This window comes from Streptomyces sp. NPDC032721 (assembly GCF_055579625.1).
Genome location: NZ_JBVIMX010000028.1, coordinates 79,049 through 90,009 on the forward strand (window position 1 = coordinate 79,049; position 10,961 = coordinate 90,009).

The 10,961-nt window shown below is 67.9% G+C and carries 14 protein-coding genes and 1 pseudogene; 9 read left to right on the top strand and 6 right to left on the bottom strand.

Annotated features, from left to right (window positions below; all coding sequences use genetic code 11):
- Positions 1-120: 120 nt before the first annotated feature.
- Entirely contained in the window at positions 121-615 is a 495-nt protein-coding gene (locus ACZ5PB_RS38955) for a hypothetical protein (RefSeq protein ID WP_468697968.1), read from the bottom strand.
- 323 nt (positions 616-938) lie between these two features.
- Between ACZ5PB_RS38955 and ACZ5PB_RS38960 the strand changes: the two genes are divergently transcribed.
- Both ACZ5PB_RS38960 and ACZ5PB_RS38965 read left to right on the top strand, forming a co-directional pair.
- The gene (locus ACZ5PB_RS38960) at positions 939-1,415 is read left to right on the top strand and encodes an RICIN domain-containing protein (RefSeq protein WP_468697970.1); all 477 of its coding nucleotides are present in this window, start codon (positions 939-941) and stop codon (positions 1,413-1,415) included.
- A 68-nt stretch (positions 1,416-1,483) separates the two neighbouring features.
- Entirely contained in the window at positions 1,484-1,891 is a 408-nt protein-coding gene (locus ACZ5PB_RS38965) for a hypothetical protein (protein ID WP_468697972.1), read from the top strand.
- A gap of 29 nt (positions 1,892-1,920) precedes the next feature.
- Here the strand turns inward: ACZ5PB_RS38965 and ACZ5PB_RS38970 are convergent, their stop codons facing one another.
- The 3 genes from ACZ5PB_RS38970 to ACZ5PB_RS38980 all read right to left on the bottom strand — a co-directional run bounded on the left by ACZ5PB_RS38970 (position 1,921) and on the right by ACZ5PB_RS38980 (position 3,099).
- Positions 1,921-2,148, bottom strand: a complete 228-nt coding sequence (locus tag ACZ5PB_RS38970) for a hypothetical protein (RefSeq protein ID WP_468697973.1) — start codon at positions 2,146-2,148, stop codon at positions 1,921-1,923.
- Positions 2,149-2,307: 159 nt separating this feature from the next.
- Positions 2,308-2,829 (bottom strand): stress protein, encoded by a 522-nt coding sequence (locus ACZ5PB_RS38975; protein WP_468697974.1) that lies wholly within the window; start codon positions 2,827-2,829, stop codon positions 2,308-2,310.
- Positions 2,830-2,925: 96 nt separating this feature from the next.
- The gene (locus ACZ5PB_RS38980; protein WP_468697975.1) at positions 2,926-3,099 is read right to left on the bottom strand and encodes a hypothetical protein; all 174 of its coding nucleotides are present in this window, start codon (positions 3,097-3,099) and stop codon (positions 2,926-2,928) included.
- Between the two features lie 239 nt (positions 3,100-3,338).
- On the opposite strand from ACZ5PB_RS38980, the gene ACZ5PB_RS38985 reads away from it, so the two are divergent.
- Both ACZ5PB_RS38985 and ACZ5PB_RS38990 read left to right on the top strand, forming a co-directional pair.
- The gene (locus ACZ5PB_RS38985) at positions 3,339-4,307 is read left to right on the top strand and encodes a helix-turn-helix transcriptional regulator (protein ID WP_468697977.1); all 969 of its coding nucleotides are present in this window, start codon (positions 3,339-3,341) and stop codon (positions 4,305-4,307) included.
- Between the two features lie 60 nt (positions 4,308-4,367).
- On the top strand, positions 4,368-4,832 hold the full coding sequence (locus ACZ5PB_RS38990; RefSeq protein WP_468697979.1) for an RICIN domain-containing protein: 465 nt from the start codon (positions 4,368-4,370) through the stop codon (positions 4,830-4,832).
- Positions 4,833-4,884: 52 nt separating this feature from the next.
- Here ACZ5PB_RS38990 and ACZ5PB_RS38995 read toward each other — a convergent pair whose 3' ends face one another.
- Positions 4,885-5,562 carry an alpha/beta hydrolase gene (locus tag ACZ5PB_RS38995; RefSeq protein WP_468697981.1) on the bottom strand — a complete coding sequence of 226 codons (678 nt, stop codon included), beginning with the start codon at positions 5,560-5,562 and terminating at the stop codon, positions 4,885-4,887.
- Between the two features lie 32 nt (positions 5,563-5,594).
- Between ACZ5PB_RS38995 and ACZ5PB_RS39000 the strand changes: the two genes are divergently transcribed.
- Positions 5,595-6,026 carry a VOC family protein gene (locus ACZ5PB_RS39000; protein WP_468697990.1) on the top strand — a complete coding sequence of 144 codons (432 nt, stop codon included), beginning with the start codon at positions 5,595-5,597 and terminating at the stop codon, positions 6,024-6,026.
- Here the strand turns inward: ACZ5PB_RS39000 and ACZ5PB_RS39005 are convergent.
- Positions 5,993-6,823 (bottom strand): nucleotidyltransferase domain-containing protein, encoded by an 831-nt coding sequence (locus tag ACZ5PB_RS39005; protein WP_468697982.1) that lies wholly within the window; start codon positions 6,821-6,823, stop codon positions 5,993-5,995. The two genes, ACZ5PB_RS39000 and ACZ5PB_RS39005, sit on opposite strands and share 34 nt — an antisense overlap.
- Positions 6,824-7,076: 253 nt before the next feature.
- Here ACZ5PB_RS39005 and ACZ5PB_RS39010 point away from each other — a divergent pair, with 253 nt between their 5' ends.
- The 4 genes and pseudogenes from ACZ5PB_RS39010 to ACZ5PB_RS39025 form a co-directional block, all read left to right on the top strand.
- Positions 7,077-7,943, top strand: coding sequence for a GNAT family N-acetyltransferase (locus ACZ5PB_RS39010; protein WP_468697984.1), 867 nt, complete (start codon positions 7,077-7,079; stop codon positions 7,941-7,943).
- A 147-nt stretch (positions 7,944-8,090) separates the two neighbouring features.
- Complete coding sequence (locus ACZ5PB_RS39015; RefSeq protein WP_468697985.1) at positions 8,091-9,212, top strand: IS630 family transposase; 1,122 nt, start codon at positions 8,091-8,093, stop codon at positions 9,210-9,212.
- Between the two features lie 27 nt (positions 9,213-9,239).
- Positions 9,240-9,800 (top strand): histidine phosphatase family protein, encoded by a 561-nt coding sequence (locus tag ACZ5PB_RS39020; protein ID WP_468697987.1) that lies wholly within the window; start codon positions 9,240-9,242, stop codon positions 9,798-9,800.
- Positions 9,801-10,041: 241 nt separating this feature from the next.
- Positions 10,042-10,188 (top strand): annotated as a pseudogene (locus ACZ5PB_RS39025) (MFS transporter); the annotation flags it as partial.
- Positions 10,189-10,961 lie beyond the last annotated feature (773 nt).

The following is a 10,961-nucleotide window of genomic DNA, read 5'->3' on the forward strand; positions in this document are numbered from 1 at the left end:
ACGAGTCACCGCTCGTACGTCAGCGAAGGGCGCGGCCGGTGATCCCGCCACGCCTTCGCCGCGGTATCCGTCCGCAGGCCGGGCCTCCCGTACGTGCGCCTCAGCCCCGGCGCCCCGAGCTCACGGCGCCTCGCCGGGCTCGCCCGGGGAACTCCCCAGCACGGAGACCACCAGCTCCGCCTCCGGCGTGAGATCGGCCTCCCACCCCCAGTACGCGGGGACGTACAGCACATCACCCTTCCGCAGCCGGAACCGCAGCGAGTCGGTGGACCGGCTCTCGTCCTCGGGCGCGCTCGCCCGAGGCGTCCGCCTCAGGTACCAGGAGCCCGCCCCCACCGTCTGATGCACCAACAGGTGCTCGACCGTGGTGCCGCTCGCCGGGCCGCCGAGCCGACGCCGGCCCGGACGGCTGTGCACCGGGAGACCCGTCAGCAGCCCCAGCGCCCGCGCGAACGCGTCGAGCTCGTGGGGCCCCGCTGCCATGTCCAGCGCCGGATGGTCGTGCTCGGACCACATCATTCCCGGCGCCCGGTCCAGATGGACGCCCAGGAAGTAGGCCAACTCCCGCAGATGCAGGGCCGCTTGGTCGTCGGCCGCGGGGTCCGTGTCCGGCATGGATTTCCTCTGTCCTTGGTCAGGGCGTCGTACGCGTGGGGAACGGAGACGCGCTTACCCCGCGCGGAGTTCCCACATGCGCTTCCCGTGAACCGTGACGGCGGTGCGGCCGTACGCCGCCCGGCGGGAGCAGTCTCGTGCACCGGACCCCCGCAGAGCCAGTCACGAGAACCCGTGACTCGAACGCCTCCCGGTTCGCGGTACCGCCCTCCCGGTGACGGAAATACGTGACTTGAGCGGACAGCCGACTCCCCGGCACAGTGCAGATGCCCCCGCAAGGTGGGGCCTTCACCATTCTTCGCACCCCACCGAGGGAGAATTCCATGCGTGTCCGAAGGGGAATCATCGGTGTCGCCGCTGCGGCGGGGGCAGGCGTCCTGCTGGTGACCGGCACGGCGACGACCGCCCATGCCGCCGAAATCAAGCAGTACCGAAATGCGCAGACGGGCCTCTGCCTCGACTCCAATTCCAAGGGGTCGGTCTACACGAAGAGTTGCGGCAGCGACAACCCCTACCAGAAGTGGGAGCGCAGGTACGAGGACGGCGTTCTCCGACTTCGTAACGTCGCGACCGGACGCTGTCTCTCGAAGAGCACCGGGTCGAAGATCACCACTGAATCGTGCGTCACCAACGGCACGCAGCAATGGCTCGAAGAGAAGGCCAACGGCACCACCCGGATCACCGGATACGGCTGGCCGAGCGGAACTCTCGTCAAGGCCGCCGTGGACTCGAACGCCAAGGGCGACGCCTATTTCAAGGAATACGGACCGGACAACCCCTACCAGCAGTGGTACGAGTAAATCCTCCGGCCCGCCGGCAAAGCGACCCATAGGCCAAGCCCCGGCCTCACGAGAGTGGAGAGAACCCAATGAAGAAGAGGCTCATCGGAGTCTGCGCAGCGGCCCTGCTGTCCCTGGGCGTGGCCGCGCCGGCCAGTGCGGCCCCTGCCCCCGCACCGCCCTACGACCTCAAGACCATGGGAGAAGGGCCGGTACTCCTCGGCGTCGTCTACGCGGACGCGAACTACAGCGGATCGCGCATCGAGTTCCGCGGGCACTCGTGCAGCAAGGACAAGGACGGGGTTCCCGAGTACCAGTTCCCGCTGGATTCGGACTGGCGGTGGAAGATATCCTCCCTGCAGTTCTACGCCGCCTCCCAGAACTGCGAACTCTGGCTGCGGGACCGCAACGGCGACAAGCTGTCCTTCGGCGGACTCACCTCGGTGAAATGGCTGGGGGACTGGAACGACCAGACCGTGACCGTCCAGTTCACCTGACCGGTTGCTCCACCGAAGAATCCGACGCGTCAATTCCGCGCCCAGTCACGCAGGTTCGGTGCCGTGAGGGCCGCGTCGACCTCTTCGGCGACGTACTCCTCGGAATCACTCGTACGGAATCCGAGGACGGCATAGCCGGTTCCGCATTCCAGTATTTCGCTGCACCAGTGGGACGGAAGCCGGGCGATGACGCGCAGACACGCCAATTCGGAAGCGGCATGGGGCGTACTGCCGGTGATCCGAACTCTGTGTTCCACGGTCTCATCTCCTTTCGATCGGCGGAATCCGGTGATTCCGGGACTGACTCGGCATGGGCCGGTTCCCGAAGGGGGAGACCGGCCCATTTGCATGAGCTTCCGGGACCGAGGACACCTCGGAAACCGAGGCAGAGGACGAAGGAGGTCCGGGCGGTGAGATCAGAACTTGCTGAAGTTCACGGTGCCGCCGTTGCGGTTCCACTCGCCCTGGAAGCCCCAGTTGATCCAGCCGCCGTCACCGCGGTTGACGACGGTGCCCGACTCGAAGACGAGGACGCGGTAGCCGTAGGTGCTGTGGTGGTAGGTGACGTCGCCGACCACGCCCTTGAGGTCCAGCGAGTAGTTCAGCTTCGTGTTGATGACCATGATGTTGTAGCGCCCGCCGGCCTTGTTCCAGGCGTCTTCCAGCTGGTTCTTCACGAAGGTGTCCCGGCTCGCGTTCGCCTGGGCCTCCTCAATGGCGGACGCGATGATGCCGCCGATGATGTTGATGACGTCGACCCGTACCAGCGGGGAGAGGATCGACGTCGCGCCCATCTGCTGGGCCTGCTGGCCCTGCTGGGTCGCGGCCGGAGCAGGCGCCGGGTGGGTGGCCGCCTGTGCGGCGGTCGGGAGCATCAGCCCGCCGACGGCGACGGCGCTGACGAGAGCGAGGGCGGCGCGCTTCAGGTTCTTCGACATTTCGATCTCCTTGTAAGGGATTTCGGGCAAAGGGATGCCCGGGATACGTACGGAAGGGGCGAATCAGCAAGTGGTGGGGGACCGGCGGAGTACCGCTCATCCCCAGTCGTTGGTGAGGGGACCGACGGAAGCAGAGCTGTCCGGGGAGGCGACCTGCCCGGCAGAGGCCGTACGGGGAGCCGCGTCGTCGGCCTGGGCGATCCCGGCGCCACCGATGACCAGGAGGGCGGTGAGCGCACCGGATGCGATGCGGAAAGCGAAGCGGTTCACGGGGTACCTCCTGGAGCGGCGAGAGTGCGGGACGGTGGTGCGTCGCTCGGGCCCTCCCACCGTCGCCGTTTCGGCTTTCGTTCCGGCGGGCCGCCCTCACAAGAAGAATGTTGCCTGCTGGGAGGGGTCTTCGGCGGGCCGCGACCGTGCAGCAAGGACCCCGGTTCGCGTGCAGTTTCCTGCACGCTCCCGACCTCGCGCCCCCAGCACACCGGGCGCCGTACCCGAGGAACGCGGCCGTGGTGACGGCAGCCGGACAGTTCGCCAACGACCTCGGCTTCCTCGGGGTCTCACCCGACGAGGAACGCTTCTACCGGGCCCTCCTGCGCGACCGCGAGGCCGCCGGAGACCACGAACAGGCCGTACTCACCCGCATGTTGGAACTGGGCGTCGTGGTACGCACCCCCGCCGGCGGCCTGCGCCCCCTCTCGCCGAAGCGGGCCGTCGAGCGGCTGATCGAGCACCGGCTCGGCCAGCTCCAGGACGACCTGGAGGAGACGGGCCGACGCGCCGGGGTCGTCGACTCCCTGAGCGCGGAGGCGGACCCCACCCGGACGACCACGTACGACAACCCGGCCATCCGCCAGATCGAGGGCCTGGAAGCGGTACGCAGCGCCATCGACGAGATGACCTTCTTCGCCCACACGGAGAACCTCACCACCAACCCGGTCGGGGTGCTCTCCCCGGAGTCGATCGAGGTCTCCCGCCCCATAGACCTGAGGATCCTGCGCCGAGGGGTACGCATGAGGACCCTGATGGCATCGGCCTGCCTCCAGGACAGTACGACCATGGCCTACCTGCGGGAACTCACGGCCCAGGGCGCGGCCATCCGAGTCTCCCCGCACCCGCTGGAACGCATGATCATCTGCGATCGCGCGGTCGCCCTGACCCCCATCGACCCCGACAATACGGCCCGCGGAGCGCTCCTGACCCGTGAACCCGGCCTGGTGAGCACCGTGGTCTCGCTCTTCGAGCGGATGTGGGCGGCATCCCAGGAACTCCCCGAAGAGGCCCTGCCCACCCTCACCGAGACCGAGCACCAGATACTCCGCACCCTGTACCTCGTCGACAAGGACGAGACCGGGGCGCGCCAACTCAACATGGCGCTACGGACGTACCGGAAGCACGTGGCCCGCCTCATGGCCAGACTCGACGCGGACAACCGGTTCCAGGCCGCACTCCGCGCCCGCGAACGAGGGTGGGTCTGAACCCGCGCCCCATCCCCAGACAACCAGCAATCCACAAACAGTTCCCAAGGAGGAAATCCCATGCGCTTCACCAGAGGATTCGCCGGCGCCGCAGCAGCCATCGGTACGAGCGTCCTGCTGGTCGCCGGTGCGGCCTCGCCCGCCAGCGCCGCCGACGTCAGGCAGTACCGGAACGCCCAGACGGGCCTCTGCCTCGACTCCAGCGCCAACGGGTCGGTCTACACGAAGGGCTGCGGGAGCACCAACCCGTTCCAGAAGTGGGACCGCACCGTCGTGAACGGCAAGATCAAGCTCAAGAACGTCGGGACCGGCCGGTGCCTGACCATAGAGGACGCCTGGACCGAGGGGCTCGTCACCGAGCCGTGCGACAGGAGCAACCCGGAACAGCTCTGGTGGGAGCTGTCCATCGGCGGAAAGTTCCGCATGATCGACGACCGCAACTACGCCGTGGACTCCAACACCAAGGGCAGCGCGTACCTGCACACCTACGGCGAGAGCAACCCGTACCAGCAGTGGTACGCCTGACGGACGAAGGAAGCGGGGCGGCAGCCGCAAGCTCCCGCCCCACCTTCCCCCTTCATTCGCCGCTACTGCCCGCAAGCTGACGCTGAATCAGATCGGCCACGGCGGCGGGGCGACTCAGAAAGGGCGAGTGGCTCGTGTCCCACACTTCCGTACGAGAGCAACGCGCGGCAAAGCGCTCCGGAAGCGGAGCCACGGTGGTCCGGTCCTGCCGCCCGAGGACATAGACGGACGGAGTGTCCCGCCAACTCACCCCCTTAGGCGCGAAGTTGAAGATCGACGGAGGCTCCGGACGCAGCAACTCGACCGCCCGCGTGGCCGCCGGTTCGCCGACGTCGCCGTAGAGCTTCACCCGGGCATCGTCCGGATCCAGGTGGAGCCACCCATCGGCGTCCGGCAGCGCGGTCAACCCCTCGCCGGGCTCACCGGGAGTATCCGCGAGCACCTTGGCGGGGGATTCACCGACGTCGAGGATCCAACTGTTGAGGAAGACCAGCGAGGCAGCACCACGCACCGTGCCGGCGGTGATGCCCCCGAACGAATGCCCCACCACCACCGACGGCTCCGCCGAACCCGCAACGATGGCCTCGACCTTCGCGGTGCTCTCGGCCATCGACAGCTCGTAGAGATCGGGCACCTCCACGGACAGCCCCCGCGCGCGCAGCGCAGCGGCAAGTTCGTCGTAATGAGCGGGCCGGTGCCACGATCCATGAAGGATGATCACATCAGTCATCCGCGCCCACTATCGCTGTGATCCCGCACATCATGGTCGAGGACGCCGCAGAGGCGATCGCCTTCTACAAGCAAGCGTTCGGCGCCCAAGAGGAGTTCAGGATCGACGCTCCGGGCGGCGGGATCCTGCACGCAGAGATCACCATCGGAAAGTCGGCGCTGATGCTGGGCGACTCCCGCGCGGACGAGGCAGAGGCCGGCTCCTTCGCCCCGCCGACCTCGCTCGGCGGAGGCACATCCGTCACGCTGCACGTCTTCGTGCCGGACGTCGACAGCCTGGCGAAGCGCGCGGAGGCTGCCGGCGCCGAGATCCTCCAGCCGCCGAAGGACATGTTCCACGGGGACCGCACCGTCATCCTCAAGGACGCCTCAGGGCACATGTGGGTATTCCTGACCCACCTGGAAGACGTCTCCGAAGAGGAACTCCTGGGTCAGCCGAGGTTGCTCAGACGACCGCTGATCTGACGGTGGAGGTCTTGCGGTAGCCGGACGGGCCAGCGGTCGGCAGCCTCGGCAGCCAGATCGCGGGTCCACTGCCAGCTGCTGCGTGCGGCGGTGCGTACGTCCTGATCGTGGGCGGCAGCCGTGGTGGAGGTGTAGCGATGCCGGTCGGCATCGGGCAGGTCCTGTTCGAGCGCGCGGCTCGGAGTGAGCCAGTGGGCAGTGCTGTTGCGCAACAGGCGGCACAGCTGAAGCTGCAGAGGGGCGACGACGGTGTGCAGAAGGGCATGGGCACGGGCGATCTCGCCGCGGTCCAGGATGTGGGCAAGCATGAGGGTCCAGTTGGTGAGCTCATCGGCGAGCTGCTGAGCGGTGGCCGCCGGCTCGGGCTGCTGGAAGGTCGCCAACTGCCGGGCGGCCCGGGTGAGACGGCCGGTGCGGTCGAGCAGGACGGCGTCATCGGGCCGGGGCAGGTGCACCACCCCCTGCCAGGTGGGCACTTCGTCGATGCCGGTGCCCGCCGGGGTGAGGTGGAACTCGCCGCGCATCAGGTCGTCGAAGACGACGGCGAGGATCCCGTACATGTTGGTGTAGGCGAGCTGGAGCGGCGCGAGCTGCGCCAGGAACCCGGGCCCGTCGAAGTCGGCGAGCTGGTCGTCCTGGACGTAGAGGTACGCCTCGATGTCGGAATGGGCATCGGCCTCACCAGTGGTCCACGAGCCGTAGAGCAGTACGCCCTCAAGTCGGCTGTCGGCGTGCGCGAGTTGCCGCAGAAGTGCGATGCGGTCGTCCAGGGCGGAAGAGGCAGAACGAACGGACATGATGTGGTGAAGTCTCCTGAGCTGAGCGTGCGAGCACGCTGACGGGACCCGGCACTCGCGCCGGGCGGATGTCTGTCGGACCGTCGCGGCCCGCTCAGGAGAAAATGCCCATGCCCGGGATCGTAGAGGACGGCTCAGCGACCAGCACATCAGGAGGGTGAGCCATGGACACGATGCCCAGACCCTGCCCACCTGTCCGTCCGAGTCGAAAAGCGGGTGCGGCCGGTCGCCGGGATGGTGTGGGATGCGGGACATGACGATCGTTTTGAACGAGCCCGGCGTCGACGGACTGACCGGGGCAGTGGACGCACTGCGCGAATGGCAGGACGACCGTACGCCGCTTCAACTCCACCCGGGAGACCTCGGCTGGGCCTGGGCACTGGGCGCGGAAAAGCTGGCCCCCGCAGTCCGCACCTGGAGCGAGGACGGACGGATCATCGCCGTCGGCTACCTGGACGGCCCCGACGTGCTGCGCCTGACAACCGCACCGGAACTGCGCCAGGACGAGGCACTGGCGCGCCAACTGCTGGCGGACCTCAACGACCCGGAGCGCGGCGTCCTGCCGTCCGGCGAGGTCAGCCTGGAGATCCCCAGCGGCGCCCTGCTCCGCGAGACCCTCGTAGAGGCAGGCTGGGACCTGGGCGAACCGTGGACACCGCTGCGCCGCGACCTCTCCGAGCCGGTGAAGGACTCCGGCCTGCGCATCGAGGTGGCAGGCCCGCAGACGGCAGGGACGCGGACCGCGGTACACCGCTCGGCGTTCGACAGCCCGAGGTTCACCGAGGAGATCTGGCACGTCCTGGCAGCCGGACCGGTCTACGCCGACGCCCGCTGCCTGATCGGCTACGACGACCAGGACAACGCGGTCGCTGCGGTGACGGTCTGGTCGGCCGGCCCCGGCAAGCCCGGCCTGCTGGAACCGATGGGCGTCCACGCCGACCACCGCGGCCGCGGCCACGGAGTGGCAATCTGCGTCGCCGCTGCGGCAACACTGCGCGAGATGGGCGCCTCCAGCGCACTGGTAGCCGCCGTAAGCTCGAACCCAGCCGCCGTAGCCACATACAAGGCAGCCGGCTACGAACCGTCCCCGGAACGGCTGGACGTCGTCCGCGCAGCCTAGAAATCGCTCGCCCCCAGCCAGGACCGCAGCATTGACCTGGCTGGGAGCTGCCTACAGCCGCTAGTGCTGTGACCGCATAGGTTCGCCGGGTTGGTGGTCGGGGCGGTTGGATGTGCAGTGACGTCCGATCCGACCGCTGGGGGTGCGGTGGCTGAGCCTGTCCGTGTGCGCAGACTGACTGACCAGGAGGGGCAGAAGCTGCAGCAGATTGTGCGCCGGGGCAGCACCAACTCGGTGCGCTATCGGCGCGCGATGATGCTGCTGGCCTCGGCTGGCGGGAACCGGGTGCCGGTAATCGCCCAGCTGGTGCAGGCCGACGAAGGCACCGTGCGCGATGTGATCCACCGGTTCAACGAGACTGGCCTGGCCTGCCTGGCCCCTCGGTGGGCGGGAGGCCGTCCCCGCCTGCTCAGTCGTGAGGACGAGGACTTCGTCATCCAGACGGCCACCACCCGCCCCACCAAGCTCGGCCAGCCTTTCGCCCGCTGGTTACTGCGCAAGCTCGTCGCCTACCTGCGGAAAGTCCACGGCCGGGTGATCCGCATCGGTCGCGAGGCGTTACGCAGCCTGCTCGCCCGCCGCGGTGTCACCTTCCAGCGCACCAAGACATGGAAGGAATCCCCCGACCCACAATGCGAGGCGAAGCTGGACCGGATCGAGGAAGTCCTGGGCCGCTTCCCCAGCAGAGTGTTCGCCTTCGATGAGTTCGGACCGCTCGGAATCCGGCCCACCGCAGGCTCGGGCTGGGCCCCCGTCGGCCACCCCGAGCGACACCCCGCGACCTACCACCGCACCCACGGGATCCGGTACTTCCATGGTTGCTACTCGATCGGCGACGACACCCTGTGGGGCGTCAACCGCCGCAAGAAGGGCGCGGCGAACACCCTGGCCGCACTGAAGTCCATCCGGGCCGCCCGCCCCGACGGCGCACCGATCTACGTGATCATGGACAACCTGTCCGCCCACAAGGGCGAGAAGATCCGGAGCTGGGCGAGGAAGCACTGGGTCGAGCTGTGCTTCACCCCGACCTATGCCTCGTGGGCGAACCCGATTGAGGCTCACTTCGGGCCGCTGCGGCAGTTCACCATCGCCAACTCGAACCACCACAACCACACCGTCCAGGCCCGGGCCCTGCACGCCTACCTGCGCTGGCGCAACACCAACGCCCGCCACCCCGACGTCCTCGCCGCCCAACGCCGTGAACGAGCGCGCATCCGCAGCGAGAAGGGCCTGCGCTGGGGAGGCCAACCACTCACCGAAGCAGCCTGACCCACCCCGGCAAGCAGGAGCCCCGCGATGGCAGTAGAGATCGTCTACGAAACGCACGCCACCACCACCGACAACGAGGCGGGCATTGCCACAGGCTGGCTCCCCGGCCAGCTCTCGGAACTCGGCCGCTGTCAGGCCGCGGAGCTCGGCGAACGCCGACGCGCTGGCGGCTTTGCCGCGGTGTTCACCTCCGACCTCCACCGAGCTGTGGAGACGGCCCGGATCGCGTTCCCCGACGGCACGCCCTCGATCCGCAAGGACATCCGGCTGCGCGAGTGCAACTACAGGGACCTCAACGGAAGCCCTGTCGCCCCCATTGCCGCCCAGCGGGCTCGCCGCATCGACGAACCCTTCCCCGGCGGTCAGAGCTACCGCCAGGTCCTCGCGGCCACTGACGCGTTCCTGTACGACCTGGCCACGCGCTGGGACGGCGGCCGGGTCCTGGTGATCGCTCACTCGGCCAACCGATGGGCCCTGGACTGCTTGCTCGCCGACGCCTCGTTGGAAGACCTCGTCGAAGCCCCACCCGCCTGGCGTCCGGGCTGGCACTACATGCTTCCCTCTGGCTGGGCCCCGTCGACCCGGTAAACCTTCCCGGTCACAGCACTAGCCACCCACACGAACCTCCGAGTCACAGACTAAAGGTGGGGCCTCCATTGCTTCCTGCTCAGAACGGTTGCGGCCATGGCGATCGTGGAGGCTGCGGGATGGAGGTTCGCCGCGCGGACACGGGCGACGCGGCTGGGGCCCAGCAGCCTGGGCGGCGGACGGCGTCCGTCGCTGAAGAGCCGGAGTTGACCAAGCGGCTCAACGGGTGAGGAGCGCCTCTGTGTCCACCGCCCCCGCGGCCCGCGAGAGCGGACAATCCTGGGCTCTGCTGCTCGTCCTGTGCGGCACGATCTTCCTTGAGGGCAGTGACGTCGCCATACTGGCCGTTGCCGTCCCCACCATCCGCGCTGACCTCGGGGCGTCCACTGCACATCAAGGGCCCAAAGGACCTTGAACTAGGTGAGCAGCGCATAGCAGTAGGCACAGGCAGTCCGAGGGCTGATGTCGCCCAGTACAAGATCGTGAACCCAGGCTGCGACGGTGTCGACGGGCTCGCCGCTCTGATCGAAGAGAACGTAAGGGACGTCTCGCTGACCAGATTCTGTGACCGCCCTGACGCGAGGCGGGTCAATGCGGGTCCGAGATCAGCAAACTGCGGATGTCTTCTCCCACTGAGCATTCCTCCTGATGGTTGCTTGCACACCGGGAGCCGTTCGAAGACGGCTTCACCAGAAGGTGCAGTCAACACACCACCTTTGGCCCGTCCCCTCCCCACATGGCTGATGTGTCCGAGGAGGGGTGCCCCGGCGGCTTTCGAAGATTCGGTAAGTTTTCTGCATCTTAAGTTGCGGAGTGAAACGGATGGATCCGTTTCACTGGAATCCCGGAGGTCTTCCCTGATGGGAGGTAGCCGGCCTCCACCGCAGGCCCCAGTGTGCTGTGCGGGACCAGTGAGCTGTGCGGGAGGGGAGGTGCGGGCGGTCCTTCTGCACGAATAGTGGTCCGCATCAACTCCCTTGGCTAGCTGCGCTGTTGAGGAATTCGCGGAGCGGATTCCGTGAGGCCGGATCGCGGAGCGATCTGAGCCCAGGGCCGCGGAGCGGACCGGAAGCTGGGGCGGAGCTCCAGGGCAACGCGGAGCGTTGTAGGGGTTCCGCCACGTAGTGGCGGCGCGGCGTTCTCGCGGAGCGAGACGCGCGC